This is a genomic window from Providencia sp. PROV209 (assembly GCF_028479485.1).
GTDB classification, from domain to species: domain Bacteria; phylum Pseudomonadota; class Gammaproteobacteria; order Enterobacterales; family Enterobacteriaceae; genus Providencia; species Providencia alcalifaciens.
The window spans coordinates 235,484-258,174 of record NZ_JAMPNR010000002.1 but is presented as its reverse complement, the minus strand read 5'-3'; the positions used below and the strand labels follow the sequence as shown (position 1 = coordinate 258,174).

Annotated in this window: 25 protein-coding genes; 12 read left to right on the top strand and 13 right to left on the bottom strand. The window is 44.6% G+C overall.

The window, feature by feature from the left end; all coding sequences use genetic code 11:
* The first annotated feature begins 7 nt into the window (after nucleotides 1-7).
* The 9 genes from fliJ (at nucleotide 8) to fliR (ending at nucleotide 6,234) form a co-directional block, all read left to right on the top strand.
* Entirely contained in the window at nucleotides 8-451 is a 444-nt protein-coding gene (gene fliJ, locus PR795_RS03750; RefSeq protein ID WP_006657527.1) for a flagellar export protein FliJ, read from the top strand.
* Nucleotides 452-1,867, top strand: a complete 1,416-nt coding sequence (locus PR795_RS03745) for a flagellar hook-length control protein FliK (RefSeq protein WP_181480751.1) — start codon at nucleotides 452-454, stop codon at nucleotides 1,865-1,867.
* Between the two features lie 162 nt (nucleotides 1,868-2,029).
* Nucleotides 2,030-2,515, top strand: a complete 486-nt coding sequence (fliL, locus tag PR795_RS03740) for a flagellar basal body-associated protein FliL (RefSeq protein WP_006657525.1) — start codon at nucleotides 2,030-2,032, stop codon at nucleotides 2,513-2,515.
* 5 nt (nucleotides 2,516-2,520) lie between these two features.
* Complete coding sequence (gene fliM / locus PR795_RS03735) at nucleotides 2,521-3,528, top strand: flagellar motor switch protein FliM (RefSeq protein WP_006657524.1); 1,008 nt, start codon at nucleotides 2,521-2,523, stop codon at nucleotides 3,526-3,528.
* A complete protein-coding gene (fliN, locus tag PR795_RS03730; protein WP_006662046.1) occupies nucleotides 3,521-3,937 on the top strand; it encodes a flagellar motor switch protein FliN in 417 nt (138 codons plus the stop codon). The genes fliM and fliN overlap by 8 nt, the downstream gene beginning before the upstream one ends.
* A 1-nt stretch (nucleotide 3,938) precedes the next feature.
* On the top strand, nucleotides 3,939-4,418 hold the full coding sequence (gene fliO / locus PR795_RS03725; protein ID WP_036979135.1) for a flagellar biosynthetic protein FliO: 480 nt from the start codon (nucleotides 3,939-3,941) through the stop codon (nucleotides 4,416-4,418).
* Nucleotides 4,419-4,430: 12 nt separating this feature from the next.
* Nucleotides 4,431-5,174 carry a flagellar type III secretion system pore protein FliP gene (fliP, locus tag PR795_RS03720; protein WP_006657521.1) on the top strand — a complete coding sequence of 248 codons (744 nt, stop codon included), beginning with the start codon at nucleotides 4,431-4,433 and terminating at the stop codon, nucleotides 5,172-5,174.
* Between the two features lie 8 nt (nucleotides 5,175-5,182).
* A complete protein-coding gene (fliQ, locus tag PR795_RS03715; protein WP_006657520.1) occupies nucleotides 5,183-5,452 on the top strand; it encodes a flagellar biosynthesis protein FliQ in 270 nt (89 codons plus the stop codon).
* Nucleotides 5,453-5,454: 2 nt separating this feature from the next.
* The gene (gene fliR / locus PR795_RS03710; RefSeq protein ID WP_006657519.1) at nucleotides 5,455-6,234 is read left to right on the top strand and encodes a flagellar biosynthetic protein FliR; all 780 of its coding nucleotides are present in this window, start codon (nucleotides 5,455-5,457) and stop codon (nucleotides 6,232-6,234) included.
* A 389-nt stretch (nucleotides 6,235-6,623) separates the two neighbouring features.
* On the opposite strand, the gene flgL is transcribed toward fliR, so the two are convergent.
* The 11 genes from flgL to flgB all read right to left on the bottom strand — a co-directional run bounded on the left by flgL (nucleotide 6,624) and on the right by flgB (nucleotide 16,911).
* On the bottom strand, nucleotides 6,624-7,559 hold the full coding sequence (gene flgL / locus PR795_RS03705; protein ID WP_006662048.1) for a flagellar hook-associated protein FlgL: 936 nt from the start codon (nucleotides 7,557-7,559) through the stop codon (nucleotides 6,624-6,626).
* A 49-nt stretch (nucleotides 7,560-7,608) separates the two neighbouring features.
* Complete coding sequence (flgK, locus tag PR795_RS03700) at nucleotides 7,609-9,249, bottom strand: flagellar hook-associated protein FlgK (RefSeq protein ID WP_181480749.1); 1,641 nt, start codon at nucleotides 9,247-9,249, stop codon at nucleotides 7,609-7,611.
* Between the two features lie 140 nt (nucleotides 9,250-9,389).
* Entirely contained in the window at nucleotides 9,390-10,370 is a 981-nt protein-coding gene (gene flgJ / locus PR795_RS03695) for a flagellar assembly peptidoglycan hydrolase FlgJ (RefSeq protein WP_006657516.1), read from the bottom strand.
* A complete protein-coding gene (locus PR795_RS03690) occupies nucleotides 10,370-11,485 on the bottom strand; it encodes a flagellar basal body P-ring protein FlgI (RefSeq protein WP_006657515.1) in 1,116 nt (371 codons plus the stop codon). The genes flgJ and PR795_RS03690 overlap by 1 nt, the downstream gene beginning before the upstream one ends.
* A gap of 35 nt (nucleotides 11,486-11,520) precedes the next feature.
* Nucleotides 11,521-12,255 carry a flagellar basal body L-ring protein FlgH gene (locus PR795_RS03685; RefSeq protein WP_036960776.1) on the bottom strand — a complete coding sequence of 245 codons (735 nt, stop codon included), beginning with the start codon at nucleotides 12,253-12,255 and terminating at the stop codon, nucleotides 11,521-11,523.
* A gap of 81 nt (nucleotides 12,256-12,336) precedes the next feature.
* Nucleotides 12,337-13,119 carry a flagellar basal-body rod protein FlgG gene (gene flgG / locus PR795_RS03680; RefSeq protein WP_006657513.1) on the bottom strand — a complete coding sequence of 261 codons (783 nt, stop codon included), beginning with the start codon at nucleotides 13,117-13,119 and terminating at the stop codon, nucleotides 12,337-12,339.
* Between the two features lie 19 nt (nucleotides 13,120-13,138).
* On the bottom strand, nucleotides 13,139-13,894 hold the full coding sequence (locus PR795_RS03675; protein ID WP_006657512.1) for a flagellar basal body rod protein FlgF: 756 nt from the start codon (nucleotides 13,892-13,894) through the stop codon (nucleotides 13,139-13,141).
* 15 nt (nucleotides 13,895-13,909) lie between these two features.
* A complete protein-coding gene (gene flgE, locus PR795_RS03670) occupies nucleotides 13,910-15,178 on the bottom strand; it encodes a flagellar hook protein FlgE (protein ID WP_006657511.1) in 1,269 nt (422 codons plus the stop codon).
* 30 nt (nucleotides 15,179-15,208) lie between these two features.
* Entirely contained in the window at nucleotides 15,209-16,075 is an 867-nt protein-coding gene (locus PR795_RS03665) for a flagellar hook assembly protein FlgD (RefSeq protein ID WP_006657510.1), read from the bottom strand.
* A gap of 12 nt (nucleotides 16,076-16,087) precedes the next feature.
* The gene (gene flgC, locus PR795_RS03660; protein ID WP_006657509.1) at nucleotides 16,088-16,492 is read right to left on the bottom strand and encodes a flagellar basal body rod protein FlgC; all 405 of its coding nucleotides are present in this window, start codon (nucleotides 16,490-16,492) and stop codon (nucleotides 16,088-16,090) included.
* Between the two features lie 5 nt (nucleotides 16,493-16,497).
* Nucleotides 16,498-16,911, bottom strand: coding sequence for a flagellar basal body rod protein FlgB (gene flgB / locus PR795_RS03655; protein WP_006657508.1), 414 nt, complete (start codon nucleotides 16,909-16,911; stop codon nucleotides 16,498-16,500).
* Nucleotides 16,912-17,138: 227 nt separating this feature from the next.
* On the opposite strand from flgB, the gene flgA reads away from it, so the two are divergent.
* From flgA to PR795_RS03640, 3 genes are all read left to right on the top strand, one after another.
* A complete protein-coding gene (flgA, locus tag PR795_RS03650; RefSeq protein WP_036960568.1) occupies nucleotides 17,139-17,810 on the top strand; it encodes a flagellar basal body P-ring formation chaperone FlgA in 672 nt (223 codons plus the stop codon).
* 245 nt (nucleotides 17,811-18,055) lie between these two features.
* On the top strand, nucleotides 18,056-18,358 hold the full coding sequence (gene flgM, locus PR795_RS03645; protein ID WP_006657506.1) for a flagellar biosynthesis anti-sigma factor FlgM: 303 nt from the start codon (nucleotides 18,056-18,058) through the stop codon (nucleotides 18,356-18,358).
* A gap of 11 nt (nucleotides 18,359-18,369) precedes the next feature.
* Nucleotides 18,370-18,810, top strand: a complete 441-nt coding sequence (locus PR795_RS03640; protein ID WP_006657505.1) for a flagella synthesis protein FlgN — start codon at nucleotides 18,370-18,372, stop codon at nucleotides 18,808-18,810.
* A 413-nt stretch (nucleotides 18,811-19,223) separates the two neighbouring features.
* On the opposite strand, the gene flhA is transcribed toward PR795_RS03640, so the two are convergent.
* Together flhA and flhB are read right to left on the bottom strand one after the other, a co-directional pair.
* Nucleotides 19,224-21,320 (bottom strand): flagellar biosynthesis protein FlhA, encoded by a 2,097-nt coding sequence (gene flhA, locus PR795_RS03635; protein ID WP_036960566.1) that lies wholly within the window; start codon nucleotides 21,318-21,320, stop codon nucleotides 19,224-19,226.
* Nucleotides 21,313-22,464 (bottom strand): flagellar biosynthesis protein FlhB, encoded by a 1,152-nt coding sequence (flhB, locus tag PR795_RS03630; protein WP_006657502.1) that lies wholly within the window; start codon nucleotides 22,462-22,464, stop codon nucleotides 21,313-21,315. Before flhB ends, flhA begins: the two co-directional genes overlap by 8 nt.
* Between the last annotated feature and the right edge of the window lie 227 nt (nucleotides 22,465-22,691).

The following is a 22,691-nucleotide window of genomic DNA, read 5'->3' as shown; positions in this document are numbered from 1 at the left end:
GAATGTGATGTCCAATAGTCATGCATTAACAACCCTACTGAGCTTAGCAGAAGAAGCTTCGGAGGAAGCGGCTAAAGTCCTTGCTCAAGTTCGCCAAACACATACCCAAATGGCGGAACAGTTGCACATGTTGGAAAATTATCAGTCAGAATATCGGCAGAAATTAAATCAAACATTGAACATAGGCATGGACTCGGACAAGTGGCAGAACTACCAGCAATTTCTCGTGACTTTAGAACTGACTATTGAACAACAGCAGCAACAGTTAACGCTCTGGGAACAACGTGTGAATGACGCTAATCGTCATTGGCAAGAAAAACAGCAACGAGTTAACGCATTCGATACGTTGATCCAACGTGCGGAGCACACGCAAAACCAACGTCAAAATCGCTTAGAGCAAAAACAAATGGATGAGTATGCTCAACGCGCGACTTTACGGAGAACCCAATAAATGGACGTCAATGCAAATATGCTGCCGGTCACCCCAGCAGCGAATTCCGCCAAAGAATCACCGCGGGATAAGCAAATTGATGAAAACCAAGCACCCGCTCTGCCGTTTCAGGCGATGCTTGAAAACCAGCAATCCCCCGAAAAAAATAGCGAAAATTCGCCAACACTCAATGGCAGTGCGAACGAAACGCCATTGAATCAACAAATCAGTGAGCAAAAACAATCTGAAGCAACGACTGTTGCCTCAGATAAACCTGCTCCTGAAACATTGGCAACAGATAAACCTGTTTCTGGTGAAGCGCAGCTGATTGAAAAACAGCAAGCAGAAAATACGTTGGCACAGCTTAATTTCCGTCGTGATCTCAACGCACAATCACCACTGCAAGCAGATCTTCTCACAGGTAAACAGAGTGACGAACAAGCGTTAGTCAATCAGTTAAAGCAAGCGATGGATGAACGTATTCAAGCTGCGACTCATCCTCAAATCAATGCTGATAAACCATCAGCCACTCCGTTTACCCAAACTTTGCAACAATTAAGTGATGTCGCGCGCAACGTAACCCCCTTTGATGACAAAACGTTAGCCGGTGCGCAATTGCAGCTTGCAGGTGAAGAGTCTGAGCTAACACTACCTTTAATGGGCAAAAAAGAGGTGGGTGAGCGTCGTGATCAGGCTCTATTTGCACTGGATAATCCACGCGCAATCCCAACCAAAGATCTGAATCAAGATGCGATGTCACTGGGTAAAAAAACACCGAGTACAGAATCACTGTCACAAATCGCCAATGCCGCGGCTGACAATACCCTGAATCTGCAAAACAGCGCTAAAGGGGCTTTCAATGTTCAAGCTGAAAGTGGCGCATTTAACAACACCGCGACACCTTCAGTAACCCATGTGGCTGGTATTATGGCGACACCATCTGCCACTCCAATTCCAACAACAGCGCCTGCGATGCCAACACCAACGATGAATTTGGCGGCACCATTCGGCACTGAAGCTTGGCAACAACAACTTAGCCAACAAATGCTGTTTTTCTCTCGCCAAGGGGTTTCTCAAGCACAAATTCGCTTACACCCTGAAGAGTTAGGTTCCCTCAATGTGCATTTGCGTATTGAAGATAACCAAGCGGTGATGCACTTCGTTTCACCACACAGCCATGTTCGTGCTGCCATGGAAAGTATGATGCCCGTGCTAAGAAGTGCCTTACAGGAAAGTGGCATTCATTTAGCACAAGGTTCTGTTGGTCAAGATAGCTTTAGTGGTCAATCCGGCTCAGACCAACAATCACGCCAGCATGATGGGCAAATTCAACCCACTCATCCTTCGATGGGTGTCGTTGGGATCAGTGAATCCCATGCCAGCATGAGTGGAGTTAAATTGCCAACCCACCAAGGTGGGATTAACACCTTTGCCTAAGAAATAATCTAATGGTGGTAATTTTAGATCTAAAGCGTCGAGTTACCGCCTTTTTGTTTCGTTTTTCACTCCTTTAACTCTTCCCAATCTAGGGATAATGCTAGAGATCATAAAGTATAAAACTCCGTATGGGTTTGGCATTTACAACAGGAATTTTGCAACATGTCGTCTTCACGCAATGAATCTAAACGTTCGAACAAAGGGTTAATTCTGCTGTTTGCCCTCATCGCCTTAGCCGGTGCAGGTTTTGGTGGTTATAGCTGGTGGATGACAAAACAAGAGGCGTTGGATACAACCAACGGGGAAGAAAAACGCCCAAATATGCCTCAACCTATCTTTATGGAGTTAGAGCCTTTTACCGTTAACCTTCCTGGGTTAAACAACGCGGCTGATCGCGTGCTTTACATCCATATTACCTTACGTCTAGCGAATGAAAAATCGCGTAAGCAACTGCATGAATATCTGCCTGAAGTGCGTAGCCGTTTACTGTTATTGCTGTCAGAACAGCAAGCTAAGAACATGAGCACTCACGAGGGTAAGTTGCAATTAATGAAAGATATTAAGGGGACTCTCACCCCTACCCTGATCCCAGGGGACACTGATCAGGATATTTCCGACGTATTATTTACTACTTTTATTCTGCGGTAAGACCCATGAGCGATAATATTTTATCTCAGGCTGAAATTGATGCGCTGCTTAATGATGACGCGCCATCAAGCGACCAGCCGTCACCGGATATCCAAGGCAAAGACAACGTTCGCCCTTATGACCCGAATACCCAACGTCGGGTATTTCGCGAACGTATGCAATCCTTGGAAATTATTAATGAGCGTTTTGCCCGCCAATTCCGTATGGGGTTATTTAACATGTTGCGCCGTAGCCCTGACATTACGGTTGGCGCGATTAAAATCGAACCTTATCATGAATTTGCGCGTAACTTGCCAGTTCCAACTAACCTGAACTTGATCCATATGCCGCCGCTACGCGGTACGGCACTGTTCACTTTCGAACCTGCGTTAGTGTATATCGCCGTCGATAACCTATTTGGGGGAGATGGGCGATTCCCCGTGCGCTCAGAAGGGAAAGAGTTTACCAACACCGAACAACGTATTATTAACCGTATGTTGAAACTAGCATTAGGCGCTTACCGTGATGCATGGAAGCCGATTGCTGATGTTGAAGTGGAATATGTACGTTCCGAAATCCAAGTGAAATTCACCAATATCACCACATCCCCGAACGATATCGTGGTTACCACACCATTCCTCGTTGAAATTGGTAACACCGTCGGTGAATTTAGTATCTGTATTCCGATTGCCATGATTGAGCCATTACGTGAGCGTTTAACCAACCCACCAATGGAGCAAGGGCATCAAGAAAATGAAGCGTGGGTAACCAATTTAGTCACGCAAGTAAAACGTTCAGAACTTGAACTGATTGCCAATTTGGTTGATATCCCGCTGCGTATTTCTCGCTTACTGCAACTGCAAAAAGGGGATGTACTCCCTATCGAGAAACCTGATCGTCTTATCGTCAATGTTGATGGCGTGCCAGTATTAACCAGTCAATACGGCACCCAAAACGGTCAGTATGCGCTGCGTGTGGAACATTTGATTAATCCTGTTTTAAACACTCTAGATGAGGAAAGTACCAATGAGTGAGGCGAAGAATTCTCTTGATGCATCAACCAACCACAATGAAGAGGATCTGTGGGCTGAGGCGCTGGAACAGCAAAAACAAGCGGAATCCGCCTCCGCAGGTATGCAAAATTTCGATAGTTTAGACGGACAAAACCCGTTAAATCAGTTATCTGACGTTGACATGATTATGGATATTCCCGTCCGTCTGTCAGTAGAACTGGGTCGCACCAAAATGACCATCAAAAAACTGTTGAGCCTATCTCAAGGTTCTGTGGTTTCTTTAGATGGCTTAGCGGGTGAGCCTTTGGATATTCTGATTAACGGCTATTTAATTGCGCAAGGCGAAGTGGTGGTAGTCTCTGATAATTACGGTATTCGTATCACTGACATCATTACGCCTTCTGAACGTATGCGCCGCCTGAGCCGATAAAATGTCTGACGAAACGGCGCTATCCTCGCAAACACAACCGACTCAGATTGATTCGGCGCATACTCAAAAACCCTTTTTGACAAGCACAGTGAGCAGCGAGGGTAATTCAGCACAAGCTATCAATCAAAATGATAGCTTAGCGCAGATATCAGGCGCACTTGGCGGGATAATATTACTTATCCTGCTAGGTGCGTGGTTGTTTAAAACATTCGGTTTTGGACGCAATCCACTTGCTAAACAGCAACTGATTAATGTTAAAGGTCGCTGTACCTTAGGTGGCAAAGAACGCGTCGTTGTGGTTGAAGTGAATGACGAATATTTAGTCCTGGGTGTCACATCACAATCTGTGAATTTGCTGCATCAATACCCTGCACCACAGGAAAACGACGTGGTGAACTTTGCCTCTGAGCCGTTAACGTTTCAGTCGATTTTCAAGAAAAAACAGGATGCCGCTAATGCCGCGGTACCTGAAAAACAGTAGCCGGAAGCGCACATGTCACTGTTAAAACCCGCTGCCATTATCAGCGCCCTGTTACTTGCTTTACCACAATCAGCCTCCGCGGCATTACCTGCGGTGATCAGCCATACATTAGCCGATGGCGGTCAGTCTTGGTCGTTGCCGGTTCAAACTTTACTGTTTTTAACCCTGCTGGGTTTTATTCCGGCAATGCTACTGATGATGACCAGCTTTACGCGCATCATCATCGTATTAGGGTTATTGCGTAATGCCCTCGGGACACCGTCTGCCCCCCCCAACCAAGTCTTATTAGGTTTAGCGCTATTCCTGACATTTTTTGTCATGTCACCCGTTGCAGACCAAGTTTATCGCGAAGCATATCAACCCTTTAGCGAAGATAAAATTAGCCTAGAAACGGCATTGGAAAAAGGCACCGCACCACTGCGCACCTTTATGCTAGGGCAAACCCGTGAATCCGATTTAGCGCTGTTTGCTCGCATCGCCAAAGTGGGTGATATTCAAGAAGCCAAAGATGTTCCTATGCGGATTTTAATTCCCGCGTTTATTACCAGTGAACTAAAAACAGCGTTCCAAATTGGTTTCACTATCTTTATCCCATTTTTAATTATCGACCTCGTGGTGGCCAGTGTATTGATGGCGCTGGGTATGATGATGGTGCCACCCGCAACAGTTTCGTTGCCATTTAAATTAATGTTATTTGTGTTGGTTGATGGCTGGCAATTGTTGCTAGGTTCTCTTTCTCAGAGCTTTTTTAATTAGGGACTCACATGACACCAGAATCTGTAATGGCAATGGGAACCGAGGCAATGAAAATTGCCTTAATGTTGGCAGCGCCTTTATTGTTAGCGGCGCTGGCAGCGGGCTTAATTATTAGCTTGCTTCAAGCGGCAACCCAAGTGAACGAAATGACCTTGTCATTTATTCCAAAGATTTTATCGGTAATTTCTGTCTTGATTATCGCAGGTCCATGGATGCTTAATTTGCTAACTGACTACATCCGAACGTTATTTAGCAATTTACCGTTTATTATTGGCTAATAATGTTAACCATCACCAGTGAAACATTAACCCTGTGGTTGAGCCAAGGCTTCTATCCTTTTGTACGCTTTTTGGCGTTATTCGGAACAGCCCCATTTTTCAACGAAAAACAGGCTATCAGCAAAGTTCGCATCGCCCTCGCCTTTTTTACCGTATTAGTGATTTCTCCGCAGTTGCCTATAACAACAATCCCATTATTTTCGGCGATGGGATTGTGGGTGACCGTTCAACAAATCGTGATCGGCGCCGCCATGGGATTGACTATGCAAATGGCATTTGCTGCCGTGCGACACGCAGGGGAAGTGATTGGTTTGCAAATGGGCTTATCATTCGCGACGTTCTTTGACCCCACAGGGGGTCCCAACATGCCTATCCTCGGACGGATTTTAAACTTAATCACATTACTTCTGTTTTTATCATTCGATGGGCATTTATGGCTGATTTATATTCTGACTAACTCATTTGAGCTGCTTCCCATTCAAACTACGCCACTCCATCGCGATGGTTTTTGGATCTTTTTGCAGTTTGCGAATACGATTTTTATCAATGGGTTGATGCTCGCCTTGCCCTTTATCACACTGTTTTTAATTCTGAACCTTTCGCTCGGCATTCTTAACCGAATGACTCCTCAGCTATCTGTGTTTGTGGTCGGTTTCCCCCTAACATTAACGATTGGTATCAGCATGTTAGGTCTGATTATTTCTATCCTTCCACGCTATACAGAACGCCTGATCCATCAAGCGTTTGAGCAGTTATCCCTGATATTTAACTTGTGGGTTTGAGTGAGCCCGATAATTTTGTCACTTTGAAGATTAAGGTCATACACAGGATCTTAATCATAATTTCGTACTGCATGGTGCGCTCCAATCTATTATTTTTTTCTACGCTGCCTATGCGGCAGTGAACTCTCACAGGTCAGTGATAACGAAAATCGCCACGATGAATCAACGTGCCCAACTGCCTTTTATTAAAAACAAAAAGCAAAGGTCAAATTCAGTTATCTCTAAAGAGGAAAGCGAAGATATGAATTGGAATATGAATATTTAAAAGTAAAACACTAAAGAGATTGGGCGAGAAAATAACGAGGAAGAAATAGCACGAACATAACGAGAAGAATGAAAAATCCGCACCCTGTACACATGCCACTGCCAAAGGGTGCGGTAAAAATCAATTAACGTCCGCCAAATAACGACATACTGTTGAGATCTTTAAAAATATCTTGAGAAGCTTGGAACATTGCCTTCTCTTTATAGTAATCCGTCGTTGCACCAGTCCAGTTAGTCTGTAACAACTCAGTCTTACGGGTTTCGTTCTGAATTGTGCGTGTATCCGCTAAGAAATCGAGTTTATCAATCTCTTGCAACTGTAAACCTTGTTTCGCTTCGATATTGGAGATTTGGTCCAATGCCGCTTTGATCCCACGGTTTGCAGTCTCCATACCTGCTTGCGCTTTGTCTAAATCCGCCTGTGGTGCATTCTCTTGTGGAATACGTAGCGCTTTAATACCTTCATTTAGCGCTTTAAACACATTCACCATACCTGCGCCATCTGTTTCAAACACTTGGGCACCGGTAAAATAGGTGGTCATTTCACGATCACTGGCTACGTTCTGAGTGATTGGCTTGTCACCACCGTGGTACAGCACTTCACCATCCGCATCGATTTCAAATGGCGCTTTGTCAGATTTAAAACCTGCAAAAATATAGCGACCGTTACCATCTGTAGAGTTGCCTAACGCAACCAGCTGCTCCTTTAAGCCAGTAATCTGATCCGCTAATGTATTTCTATCTTTATCACTCAGCGCACCTTGGTTAGATGCTTGGATAATGGAGGTATCGATCTGCGTCGTCACATCCGTCATCTGAGTCAAAATGCTCATTTGCAGCGTCATACCCGTTTTCGCAAAACCACGGCTAGTGACATACTGCTGATTGCGGTTTTCAGATTGGTTAATACGCACAGCTTGGGATGAGGCTTGCGGATCATCCGAAGGTTTATTGACTCGCTTGCCTGAAGCGAGTTGGCTACCTGCCGCCATCCAACGAGCCTCTGAATTATTCATATCTTGCAGGCGTTGGTGGAAAATCATATTCGTACTTAAACGCATCGCTTAAATCCTTATTAAATTCTGATTAAATCCAATGGCTATTAATCAATTAGAACGCACGCATTAATGCATTAAATAAATCATCAACGGTCTTCAATACCTGAGCATTGGCATTAAAGAATTGCTGGATTTTTTGCATCTGAATGCTCTCTTCATTCATGTTAACCCCTGAAATTTCTTGCTCTTGGCGGTAGAAACTTTCAGTCATTTTGTTTTGGGTTTCAGAATCGATTTGCGCTTGCTTAGTACGACTACCGACATCGTTAACCAATGTGGCGTAGAAGTCTGAGAATGTCGAACCACCATCAATCAGTTTTTGATCTTGCAGTTTAACTAACTCTTTGATGTTTTCGTTGTCACCAGGACCGGCATCTTTGCTGCCCGCTTTTGCGAATTGCGCAGAATCTGTGACTAACGTTTGCATATTATTGATCACGCCATTCATCGGTTTAACGACGAAGGTATCCCCTTGATTCGGGTTGTTTGTCGTGATTTTTAGCTCAATACCTTCAAATTTCAATGAGCCAGGCGTGGAGGTATCAACCTTAACCTCAACACCGTCAGGCAAGCGAGTGACATTCCACTTTCCGCCATCGAAACGCATCTCATAGTTTTTACCTGTGACCTGGCTTACATCGCTGTAGCTCAAATCAAAATCAGTTTTACCCGTATTGAAGGTGTTGCTCACAACGGAGCCTTTACCAATCGCGAAAAAGTCTTTGCCCGTTTCACCATTGGAATCAAACCCTTTTTGGTGAATTTCATTAAACTTAGTCGCAAAAACTAACGCTAATTTATTGATTTTTTGATACGCAGGGTCGAGCACTTCTTGACGTGAACGTAAAACGCCACTGAGTTCTCCACCTTTAAAAGCTTCATCTGGGATTTCACGAACTTGGTCATTTGCACCGACGAAGCCAATGCTAAAACGGCTATCATCTTTCGATGAAGGTATCGCTTCCAGTCGGTTCGCTTTTTCGCCCGTAACCAGCGGTAATCCGTTGGCAAATGTCACGTTATAATTGCCATTTTGCTCAATGACTTTCACACCAATCACTGAGTTTACTTCGTTTACTAAACGATCACGCACGTCCAATAAGTCATTGGGTTCTGAACCACTGACAGAACGCACTCGTGCGATTTGCTGGTTTAATCCCGCAATTTTTTCTGCGTAGATGTTGATATCTTTCACCTTATTTTCAATTTGGCGGTTGATATCACGTTCCATCTCTTGCAGCTGTCTGTCAGCTTCTTTGAATTGAGAAACTAACGCGTTAGATTGCCCTAAAAATACATCAATCAGCGTTTTATCACTGGCATCGCTGCTCGCAGAGTCTAGAGCCGTAAAGAAACTGCCAATGCTACCGGACAAGTCTTCAATATCATTTGTCAGCAAGTCATCTACTTTATTGCAGTTTTTCACATACGCTTCATAATCGCCGCTACGTGCACGGGACTGGCTGTACTGCGCATTGACGAACTCATCAAACTCACGGCGAACATGGCTGAAATACGTGCCGTTACCAAAATAACCATTAGGTGTCATTGTACCGGGATTCTCCCCGAAAACAGCACTTTGGCGGTGATAGTAACCTACGCCAGCGTTTGCTAAGTTGTTAGAGATAACACTTAACCCGCCTTGCGCAGCGTTCACACCACTGAGCGCATTATTCATTACATTGTTCAGCATAAGCTTTTCCTATTCTTGGGACTGAGCGCGTTGATTGGCTGACTCAATCTCAGCGCTAGCCACTCAAAATTTTTTCACTTATTCATTTATCGGAAAGTTGGCGTAAATGTTTAGCGCAAACTTTGATTTATTGAGACTCTTTAGAAGATATCGTTTAAGTCAATGTTATAAGCCTGTATCGCCCGTGATGCTGAGGCATTGACAGGGCTTCCGGCACCCCGAATTTGGTTGATTAAGGTGATCAACTTATCGGAATATCCGGGGTCGGTTGCATACCCTGCTTTATGAAGGCGACGGGCAGCGATTTCAGGGGTTGCCGCATGTTTTACATCTTTATAACGCGGGTTTTCCGTTAACAGGCTGATATAGTCGGATATCGCCTCTTCATAAGACGCATACACACGGAAATCATCACGCATTTTGATGGTTTTGCCGTTAATGACTTCCGTCGTCATGATGTTCGTGACGGGACCTTGCCAATTTTTACCCGCCTTAATACCAAATAAGTTATGGCTGGTTTTTCCATCAGCGGTCAAAATTTCACGTTTTCCCCAACCACTTTCAAGTGCCGCTTGTGCCAAAATCAAGAAATGCGAAATGCCACTTTTTTCACTGGCGTTTTTAGCGGGTTCAATTAATTGGTTGATGAAATTGCTACTGTTCAGTGACAAGGATTTGATTTTCTGGAATGGCGAGGCTAACGCATCCCCCATAGCAGGAGCGAAACGTCGCACCATTTGTTCTAGGGCGAAAGGTGGCAATGATTGCAAATCTTGTTCGTTAAGTGGCATAAACGCGCCTTGTGCCGGCGAGTTGGGTGCCTGATCACGCGTCAGTTGCTGATACATCATCTCCCCAAATCCCAGTCCTTTTTGAGCGAGGTCTTGGGCAATTTGTTGGTCATACATGCTGGTCATCATGCGCGTTTGATCACTCGAGAACATGCCGTCTTGTGGTAAAGCAGAGCGCATACTTTTGAGCATCATTTCCACAAATGTCGCCTCAAGCTGCTGCGTCACTTGACGCAGCCCTTGTTCTGGCGATTTGTTTAATTCGCCTTTTAAACTGGTTAACGACTGAACATCATACGCAGCCCCTTGTAATAACTGCATATCACTCATTAGATGATCTCCAATTTCGCACGTAAACAACCCGCGCTTTCCATCGCTTGCAGGATAGACATTAGGTCTGTTGGCGTGGCGCCTAACGTATTGAGCGCTTGGATCACTTGGTTAAGCTGAACACTGGCATTCACTTTTTGAAGTGCGCCACCTTGCTCTTTCACACCAATATTCGTGTTACGCGTGACCACAGTTTGCCCGCCCGCAAATGGAGTATCCGGTTGGTTAACTTGCGTTTGACGCTCAACCGTCACCGCTAAACTGCCGTGCGCAACTGCACAGCTGTCTAATGTCACACTGCGATTAATGACTACAGAGCCTGTACGTGAATTCAGAATAACTTTGGCTTCAGCCATTGGTGTGCGGACATTGAGCTCTTGTACTCGTGATAAAAAGCGCACTTGATCTGTATTATTTGCTGGCACTAATAATTGAACAGTACGGGAATCTAATGCACGCGCAGATCCCATTCCACCCAAGCGGTTAATCGCATCTGAAATATCTTGCGCTAAAGCAAAACTGTCCTCGTTGAGTTGCAGGTTGATAGCCCCACTTTGACCAAAGCTATTTGGGAGTTCGCGTTCAATCATCGCACCATCAGTAATACGACCACCATTCAACTGGTTAACTTTGACACTGCTACCGCCGGCACTTGCCCCCGCACCACCAACCAACACGTTACCTTGTGCCATGGCGTAAATCTGCCCATCAACCCCTTTTAACGGGGTCATCAACAAGGTTCCGCCGCGTAAGCTTTTTGCATTCCCCATCGAAGAAACCACCACATCCACTGATTGACCAGAACGACCAAATGGTGGCATTTTCGCGGTCACCATTACCGCGGCAACGTTTTTCAACTGCATGTTGGTCCCCGCTGGAACCGTAATCCCCATTTGGGACAGCATGTTATTTAAACTTTGCGTGGTGAATGGCGTCTGCATGGTTTGGTCACCCGTACCATCCAAACCCACAACTAAACCATATCCTATTAAGGGGTTATCTCTGACCCCTTGCACAGTAGTCAGATCTTTAATTCGCTCGCTATAGGCAGGAGCAACAAACAGGCTCCCGAAAAGGCAAACAAATGAAATGAGAACGAATAATTTGTTTTTCATTGAATTTTCTCGGCTATTAGCTAACGGATGTTCACTTAGTAAGGGGATACATTTAAGAAAAAGCGCTGTAGCCACCCCATCGTTTGGGACTCGTTGATATAGCCATCACCAACGTATTCAATCCGAGCATCAGCCACTTGAGTGGAGCTGACATTGTTATCGGCACCAATCGTGCGTGGATTCACCACGCCAGAGAATCGAATAGATTCTGTTCCCTGATTAATCGCAATACGTTTTTCACCCACTACGTGCAAATTGCCATTTGCCAATAATTGGTCAACGGTCACAGTGATTGTGCCTTTAAAGGTATTGTTAGCGTTTGCGCCACCTTTCCCGTTAAAGTCGCTGTTCCCTTTCACATCAATCTCAGTGTTACTCCCGCCTAACCAACCTTGCATAAACCCAGGCAGAATTGCTGCCAAGAAACCGGTTTTTCCGCTGCGGTTTGCATTTGCCGATGAGTTTTTACTCGCGCTGACGTTCTCTTGCAGGTTGATCGTTAAGATATCCCCGACATTACGCGGTCTTCTGTCTTCAAATAGCGGCTGGTAGCCATAGTAAGCAGGTTGAGCACTCTGAAAAATGGCACCATTAGGGGCTGGGGCTGTGGGTGCAGTAGGTACTGCACTGGTTTGCGTGTCCACCAGCGGGCGAGGCTTAATATGTGCACAGCCATTTAATGTGACCGCCACAGTGGCGATCAAACAGACGGATTTTGTGGTCTGTAACACTGTTTTTCTCTGCTTAGGAACAATACCGTTTTCAATCATCATGCTACTCTTTTGCTACTGGATACCCTTTGTCATCACGAAAAACCGCTTATAGATTTTTCCATAAGCGGTCATCCTTACTTACAGCTGTGTCAGACGTTGCAGCATTTGGTCAGATGCAGAAACCGCTTTGCTGTTAATTTCATATGCACGCTGAGTTTGGATCATGTTCACCAACTCTTCGGCAACGTTAACGTTTGAGGTTTCTAACATACCTTGATACAGCAGCCCTGCGCCGTTAGTTCCCGGCGCACTTTCATTCGGTGCGCCAGAACTTGCGGTTTCCATGTACAGGTTTTCACCCATACTTTCTAAGCCAGCATCGTTAATAAACGTGGTTAACGTTATTTGACCGATTTGCTGTGGCTGGTTATCACCATACACTGTCACAGAGACCGTACCATCACGCGCAATGCTCAGGCTGTTGGCGTTTTCAGGGATCATGATTGCTGGTACGACTTGATAACCACTTGATGTCACTAACTGACCATCTTGGTTACGCTGCAACGCACCATCACGAGTATAGGCATCAGTACCATCTGGCATCTGAACGTGTAAAAAACCCTGACCTTTAATCGCGATATCTGTCGTGGTGCCCGTTTTATTCAAGTTACCTTGGCTATGAATACGAACAGTCGCCACAGGACGCGCACCCGTACCCATTTGTAAGCCTGACGGTAATGACGTTTGCTCTGAACTCATCGCACCCGGTTGACGGATGTTTTGATACAGTAAATCTTCGAATACTGCGCGCTGACGTTTAAACCCATTAGTACTGACGTTCGCCAAGTTGTTAGAAATAACGTCAAGGTTGGTTTGTTGAGCATCAAGCCCCGTTTTGGCAATCCATAAAGAACGGATCATAGTAATTCCTTACTAACAATTAGCTGATAGTGAGTAGTTGATTAGCACGCTGCGCATTTTCATCTGCGCTGCGGATCACTTTCATTTGCATTTCAAAATGGCGAGCATTGGCAATCATGGATACCATGGCTTCTGCGGCATTGACGTTACTGCCTTCAATCACCCCAGAAGTCACAATGGCACGCTCACTCATGGGTAACCCATTACCGTTCGCCGCTTGCGCCTGCGGTGATAAATGGAATAATCCATCTTCACCACGCACTAAATCCTGTGCCTGCGCTTCAACCACTTTGAGGCGACCAATCTGCCCCAACATCGTTGGGGGATCCGTTGCCAGCAAGGCAGTAATGGTTCCATCGTTACCGATAGTTAATTCCGCATTCGGTGGCACGTTAATAGCACCGCCATCACCTTGCAAAACTCGCTCACCAATCATTAATTCACCGTCTGGCGAAATTTGAATGTTACCGTTACGGGTATACGCTTCTGTGCCATCACCTAATGCAACAGCCAAGAAGTGTTTATCATTCAACGCAACATCCATTGGTCGACCGGTATAGTTCAGTTGACCTTGGCTCATATCCGCGCCGGGTGTTGATGCGACGACCAGTGTACGCGTCTGCTCAGTATCACCATGAATAGGCACAGCACGCATTGCCGACAGCTGAGCTTTAAAACCCGCGGTGGAAACATTAGCTATGTTATTCGACACAATACTTTGGTTTTCAAGCGCATGACGCGCCCCGCCCATTGCGGTATAAATGACATGATCCATCGCCAGCCTCTAGGATTAACGTAAGTTAACCAGTGTTTGTAACATCTGGTCTTGAGTCTTAATGGTTTGGGCGTTGGACTGATAGTTACGCTGCATAACAATCATGCTGATCAGCTCTTGGCTCATGTCCACGTTTGACGACTCCAGTGCACCACTGGTTAATTTACCGAACTGACCCACGCCGGGGACGCCGTCCATTGGGTTACCGGACGCGTTAGATGCTGCCCACACGTTACCGCCTTGAGAAACTAAACCATTCGGGTTCGCAAATGCGGATAAGGCAATTTGCCCTACGACACGTTTTTGTTGGTTGGAGTAGTTCGCAACGATCAAACCGTTATCTTCGATTTTGAACGTGGTGTATTCACCCGCTGGGTAGCCATTCACATCGATAGCGCTGACAGAAGACTCACTGACTTTTTGTTGACGAGTTTTACCCAAATCAACTTTTAGTGTTCCATCATTGGCACCATTTAAACCTTTGAATGGGAAATCAAATGTTGTTGGTAATTGAACCGTTGTATCTGGATCGCCTGGGTTTGGACCTTTGACAACTTTTTCGGTCATTAACTTACCGTTACCGTCAAACTCTAATTCACCCAGTTTTTTCGCGACGGTTTCACTTGCATCTTTCGCATGTACTTCCCACTTGTTATCGTCTTTTTTCACAAAATAGACAGAAATTTCATGGGTATTACCTTGGCTGTCATAGGCAGTCATGGTGGTACTGAAGTTATAGGTTGCGATATCGTCTGGGTTGTTTGGATCAAACGCTTTTGCTTTAACTTTATCTTCTGAGTTCAGGTTGATGGTGAGTTTTGCTAAATCTGATTGTTTCGCATCCATCATATCCGTTGGGATATTCATGCCACCCGGAACACCGCCACTTTGTACAGTGACGTTACCTTTATCATCCACGCTCGCAGGGTAACCGGTCACCACCATGCCTTGGTTGTTCACTAAGTTACCGCTTTTGTCGCGCAGAAATTGACCATCACGGCTGTAATAAACATCACCATTCTGATCTTGAACACGGAAAAAACCGTTCCCCGAAATAGCAACGTCTGTCGCTCTATCGGTACGGGTAATGGGACCATCTTTGAAGTTTTGGGTGACGGCGGCGACGTTAACACCTAGCCCAACACCGGAGCCAGCAAACATATCAGCAAATGATGTTGTCGCCCCTTTAAAACCGTTAGTTGCGGAGTTGGCAATGTTGTTACCAATCGAGTCTAGCCCCGCTGATGCTGCATTTAAGCCACTGACTGCTTGTGAAAAAGACATATTTTCTCCATAAGTGTTTGGGGAATAAAATTAAGATGCGGGATACACTTTAAAGATGCTGCTGAGTGGCACACTTTGCCCTATTCCAACATCCAGTAATGGTGCATCTGAGCCAGGTGTGACACCATTGACACGGGTATAGCCGAGTTTGGTGACCTCAATTTCAGACCCCATCCTGACGGCTTTCACATCAAAGAAATATTTACCTTTCGGGTCAGCAACCACATTGCCGTTGTTATCACGTCCATCCCATGCCATATCGTAGATATCGGGTTTGACTTCTGAGTCATAGGTGATGGTACGAATAACGGTGCGGTTTTTGTCTCGAATGGTGATTTCAACGCTATCTGCCATCTTCGGTAAGAAGAAGCCAAATGGCGATGAAATATAATCAGTTTGTGGCTCTTCGGTGCCTTCACCGCCTTCATTACCGTCTGTCGCGCCAAAATTACTCAGCCCAAAGTTGGATGGGCTATTCGCGCTAATAACATCATCAGGTAACGGGTTAGCAGGCTTAGCCACATTGCTATTTTCGCCATTACTCTCTTTTTTCAGTGGGGCGAGAATAATTTCGTTACGCGGGATAAGTACCCCTTTCCCCACAAGCTGCGTTGCTTGTAATGATTGCCCAGACCCGATTTGTTGCGAAATTCCGGTCACGCTATCGCTGAGTTTATTCATGCTCTCAAGCGTCGCGATTTGAGCCAGTTGCCCCGTTAAATCCGCATTATCCATCGGTTTGGTTGGGTCTTGGTTCTGCATCTGTGTGACGATCATTTTCAAAAATGTGTCACGCATATCATCACTTTGACTTTTCTTTGGAACATTACTTGCCGCGGCAGCAGGTCCTGCTACCGAGTTATCCAAAGAATCATTCATTGAGGCAGAGATCCCCATTTCGCTTCTCCGTTACTGACCTAGCGTTAAGGTTTTCTGTAGCAATGTTTTCGCTGTATTCATGACTTCTAAGTTAGCTTGGTAGCTACGCGATGCTGAAATGGTGTTGATCATTTCACCCACGGTATCGACGTTAGGCATCTTCACATAACCCTTTTCATCTGCCAGAGGGTGTCCAGGTTTATATTCCATACGCGGAGGAGCAGGATCGTCGATTAACTCACTCACACGAACACCACCAACTTGGTTGCGACCTTGTGGCGCCATTTGGAAAACGACTTGCTTTGCGCGGTACGGTTCGCCATCAGGACCCACCACACTTTCCGCGTTCGCCATATTACTGGCGCTCACGTTTAAACGCTGAGATTGCGCCGTTAATGCAGAAGAGGAGATATCAAAAATACTGAGTAGACCCATAACCCTTACCCTTGTTGTAGAACGGCCAACATACTTTTGACTTGGCTATTGATGAATGTAAGATCGGCTTGATATTTCAATGTATTGTCAGCAAATTGGCTGCGTTCCACATCCATATCAACAGTGTTTCCATCCATTGAAGTTTGATAAGGCACCCGATATTTCAGATCCAAAGCAGCTGGTTTCATATCATGACCTTCGATATGCCCTTTGGCTGTTACAGCCAGAGAAATACCTTTTCCTTTCACCACACCTTTATCCATCGCTTGTTGCAGCTGACGATTAAAATCAATATCGCGCGCTTGGTAGCCTGGCGTATCCGCATTAGCAATGTTAGAAGCCAAAACAGTCTGCCTTGCTTCTCTTATGGACAAAGCCCGTTGCTGAAAAGCAAAGGTGGCATCTAATTTATCAATCATGGTTTCCTCAATGGATTTCAGTTAATTCTTAATTGGCTCGAGCAAAAATTAAGAATTTTTTAATTGCAGATTCTGTAAATACAAAAATTCGATGCTCATATTAGCTGCCAGAGAAAAAATCTAATGGCGGGATAAAGGCAAAATAATTGACCTATTTGCCTCATTCATTATTGATGAGATAGGTAAACTTCAAGGATGAAAAGATATGGAATGAGAGAGGGAACGGAATGAGAAACACGTTTTTTTCAATTAAATATATTCTAATTATCAGTATATTAAATCTATTTTCATTTTCTGTACAAGCCTCTCTTCCTCAGGATATTGACCAGTATTTTCGTAAAATTCATGGTAAACAAAATAACGTTTCCATTGAAATAAAAACCCCCATCGATAAATGGCCAAATTGTGATAAACCACAAATTGGCTTACCTAGTGGGGGACGTAATATGGGTAATGTTTCATTGCCAGTACAATGTGGTAAGAAAAAACAGTACTTACAGCTTACCGTCAATGTAACAGGGCAATACTATGTTGCTACTCGCAATATTCAACGTGGCGAAACCATTGAGTTTGTGGATATTGGCACAAAAAAAGGGCTTATCCATCAATTACCGTCTGGTGCATCCACCGATAAGATGGCACTTCGCGGGACATTAGCGCTTCGCAATATCACAGCAGGACAGACATTTACCAACTCAATGGTCAGACGCCCTTGGGCAATCAAGGCAGGTCAAACAGTCTATGTGTTCGCCACAGGGGATAATTTCTCTGTGAAATATGAAGGTCGAGCTATCAATAATGCCGTCATTGGCGAGAACATTCGAGTTCGACTCATCAACGGACAAGTGGTGAATGGTGAAGCGCAAGAGAATGGCAGTGTGCACGTTGCGCTAAACTAACTTAATTTACGTTAAATCATTAAGTTACTGCATGATAAATTTCTGTTTTTACAACGAATTACAGGTATAATTTTTGTAATTCGTCTGAAGTAGTTGAGTACACAGTTAATTATTAGGGTTTATTCAGATAATTAAGTGAAATAACTTACATCACTGGTAATTTGAAATCGAACCGAATATTAAAGGTTCATTAATCTCTGCCGATAACTCTCTATATCAAAAATATCGGGAACAGGAAAAATACTATGGCTATTGAGCAAACATCTGCAATCTCTGCCTTGACTCAGGTAACCACTCGTGACCCACAGGAAACCGCTGCGCTAGTGCGTGAGAAAAAAGTCTCCGCTAACGAGACGGTCAAAGAGAGTACTTTCGCACCGAGTGAATTACAAAAAAAATTACTGCAACCCCAAGCTTCTGACATTGATGTCGCTAAGGTTGAAAAAATTAAGCAAGCCATCAAAGACGGCACTCTAACTATGGATGCAGGTAAAATTGCTGATGGCATTTTACGTGATGCGCACGAATGCATGCTTTCAATGAAATAAACTGAACGACTATGAACGACGAATTATTATTATTGCTAGAACAACAACTTGGCCATTTGCAGTCACTGGAAATCGTGATGAAAAATGAAGAGCTACTTTTAGGTTACCATCGTGTTCCTCCTTCCCCATTTCAGGAAACGACGGAGCAAAAGCGTTTTTTAGTTGCTGCTATTGGTCATGCTGAAAATCACCGTTTGCAACTTGAAGAGCAAGCGCAAATCACCGCGCCGTATGAAGGTAATCCAGCACTTAGCCACACTTGGGATGCGATTAAACATTTAACGACCATGTTAAAGGATTTAAACTACCGTAATCACCAAATGCTACAGCTGCACATTGAGCTCAATACACAGCGCTTAAATTTTGTGAAAAAGCATAATAATCAATCAACTTACGGTGCTGATGGCTTAGAATCTAAACGTCCTGCGTTAGGGAAGAAAATTTCTATTTAGATGCCCTCAAAGCTTATTCCCTCGCCCCTTATTGACTTATCTGATTAAATAATCAGAGCTTTTTGATTGATTAAATTTTGTCTTTCTTACTTTGCTCCAACTTCACTCTCTATCCGCCCTATCTTTCTCATTCTTGAGCCTATTTGCGTCATTTCTTCAATGTGTTCACCATCAATTTATTCATCATAAATAGTTACCGTCATTGCCCTCAATGCCTCTAAATTTACCTTAGCGAGATTTGAAGCCATTCCTTATGATTCAATGTACATTTATTAAATGCTTATTGAGTCTCTTTTATCTAAAACTGACAAACAAAAAAATAGGCAGTTAGTGAAGCGCTATAACGCTAATCTCACTAAACTGCCTATTGTGATGCTTATTAATACCTAATCGACTCGCAATCAGTCGAGTGTTTATGAGCCACTGATCATCGATGTCATTCTAATTTTACGGTGATCCGTCATCTCTAAGTTCGACATAACCACTAACTGTGGCAAGCTACGGCGCAAGAAGCGAGATAGAATTAATCGTAATGTATGGTTCACTAACAGCACCGTCGGTGCCCCCATGGCTTCTTGATGCGCCACTGCCTCTTCCGCTTGTGTCTGAATAAACTGAGCTAGGTTTGGCTCCAAACCACCACCATTCTTCGCGGCTTGTAGCAAGATTTGCTCTAACTTAGCATCCAAACCAATGACTTGAATTTCTTCTGCACTACCAAACCATTGCTGTGTAATCGCTCGTCCCAGTGCAATACGTACCTGAGATGTCAGGTAATCAGTGTCTTTCTGCTCACCATTTTCCCCTGCCATTTCAGCCAGAGTTTCAATGATGGTGCGCATATCACGGATCACCACATCTTCCATTAAGAGGTTTTGTAACACGCGGTGCAAAATAGTGAGTGAAATCGTGTCTGGAATCAGATCGTCTGCCAATTTCGGCATCTCTTTTTTCACGCGGTCAAACAACATCTGTGCTTCTTGGCGACCAAAGAGAGTGCTTGAATATTGCAGTAAGATTTGATTAAAGTGCGTCGCAACTGCCGTACTTGCAGACACCACAGTATAGCCTTGGATCTGAGCTTGTTCGCGTAAATCATCATCAATCCATACCGCAGGCAAGCCAAATGCAGGTTCCTTGGTCACATCACCTTGTAGTGTTCCTGCCGCATTACCTGGATCTATCGCTAAATTTCGTCCAGGTTGCGCTTCGCCACGCCCAACCTCAGCTCCTTTTATCAGGATTCGGTATTCACATGGAGAAAGTTCTAAGTTATCGCAAATATGTACCACTGGCGGTAAATAACCCACTTCTTGAGCAAACTTTTTACGGAGTCCACGCAGACGACCTAATAACTCGCCTTGCTGATCATTATCAACCAAAGGAATTAAACGATAACCGACTTCCATTGCCAACAAATCTTCCAGCTGTACATCATCCCATGTGGCTTCGACAACTTTGTTTGCTTCTTGGAAATGCTGAGCTTGACTGTCATCCATGGCTTTTTCAGGGCTACGAGAGCGCTTAACCAAATACCATCCTAATGCAGCCAATGCCGCAGTAAACAGTAGGAATACAAAGTTTGGCATACCCGGAATAAGACCAATCAGCCCCAATACCCCAGCACTGAGCCACATGACTCTCGGGTTATTGAACAGTTGGGTCACCATCTGCTCACCAACATCTTCATCCGTTGCCACGCGAGTCACAATAACCCCCGCCGCGGTCGAAATGATCAAGGCTGGAATTTGTGCGACCAGACCATCACCGATAGTTAATAAGGTATACGCACTCGTCGCATCACCAAGGCTCATATGGTGCTGACCCACACCAATGATTAGACCACCAATGACGTTAATGACCATGATCATGATACCGGCGACGGCATCCCCACGGACGAATTTACTCGCACCATCCATTGAACCGTAAAAATCAGCCTCTTGGGTCACTTCTGCTCGGCGTTTTTTCGCTTCATCGTCATTGATAATTCCGGCATTTAAGTCAGCATCAATTGCCATCTGTTTACCCGGCATTCCATCAAGAACAAAACGTGCCCCCACTTCCGCGATACGTCCCGCACCTTTGGTGATGACCATGAAGTTAATCAAAACTAAAATAATGAAAACGACAATACCGATGGCAAAGTTACCGCCAACAAGGAAATGACCAAACGCTTCAACCACTCGTCCCGCCGCATCAGGTCCAGTATGACCATCGAGTAAAATAATTCGCGTTGAGGCAATATTCAAAGAAAGACGTAACAACGTTGCGAACAGCAAAATGGTAGGAAATGCTGCAAAATCCAGTGTGCGTTTGGTAAACATCGCCACTAACAGCACCATAATAGAAAGTGCAATGTTAAAGGTGAATAATAAGTCGAGCAAAAATGCCGGCAATGGCAAAACCATCATCGACAAGATCAGTAAAATCAACACAGGTCCTGCGAGGATTTGCCACTGAGTTCCTTGTAAATTTTTCGGCAATTTTAATAGTGCAGCCAAATTAGCCATCGCGATTGTTATCTCCAGCAAAATCCAGCGTCGGTGGCACTGGTAAATTTTTCGGTTTCTTAGGTTTCAGGCCGCCCTCACGACGCCAACGGCGCAATTGGTAAACCCATGCTAAAACTTCTGCTACTGCTGCATACAAGGCAACAGGAATACTTTGCCCAATTTCCGCATGGCGGTACAAGGCACGCGCAAGCGGTGGTGCTTCAAGTTGTAAAATTCGGTGTTCTGCGCCTATTTCTTTAATACGCTGAGCAATTACGCCCGCCCCTTTCGCTAAAACTTTTGGCGCCCCCATTTTTTTGTCATCATATTTTAGGGCGACAGCATAGTGGGTTGGGTTAGTCACAATCACATCTGCACTTGGGACATCTGCCATCATTCGATTTCGAGCAATCGCCCGCTGTTGTTGACGAATTTTGGCTTTAATATGTGGATCACCTTCTTGCTGTTTAAACTCATCTTTAATTTCTTGGCGACTCATTCGCAACTTTTTCAAATGGGAGCGAAACTGATAAAACACATCAAATGCCACCATGGGAATTAACAGAAAGACAATTAAATACCCTGCAAAAATCACTTTCTCTAACGCATTTGCTAGTGCTGTAGTCGGAGGCTCCATCACCAAGTGCAGTAACGATGGCCAGCTTTGCCATAAAAAAATCGATGCTCCTAACCCCACAAAGACACATTTTAAAATCGCCTTAAATAATTCAGATAAGGCATTCATTGAAAAAATTCGTTTTAATCCTTTAATCGGATTTAGCTTTTTTAAATCGAACTTGATCAGCTTGCTGTTGAATAGCAGCCCACCGACCAGTGAAGACGCCGAAATTCCCACGAGTGCCAACCCACCAATAATGGGTAATAGTGCAAATAATGCCTCACTGACAACTCGCCCAAGGTAGCTAAGCATAAGCCCAGTATTTTGCAGGTAGTGCCCGTCAAAAATAAATCCTTGGCGCATAATTTGCCGTAGCTGCGTTGCTAAATGCCCACCACTCAGCCACAGTAAACTGACTCCTGCCAGCATCATCATGAGGGAGCTCAATTCTTTGGATCGAACAATTTGCCCGTCGTCTTTCGCTTTCTGCTTTTTATGGGGCGTGGGTTCTTCTGTTTTTTCTACATCACTTTCGTCGGACACGTAGCTTCCAAAAAATTAGCCTATACGCATAGTCGCTATAGCATGACAGAGTGTAAAAAAATCAATGGTGGAAAATAGACATACTTCGCAGGGGTTTTTGGGCTATTGGGCAATATGGCAGCAACTTTGCGAAGCGCTTCGCAATAAGATAAAGAAGAAGCCAAAGAGACGACTTAAAAAAATCACGCGTTCTAATTCCCATGATGTAGAATGGAGTATATTGACAG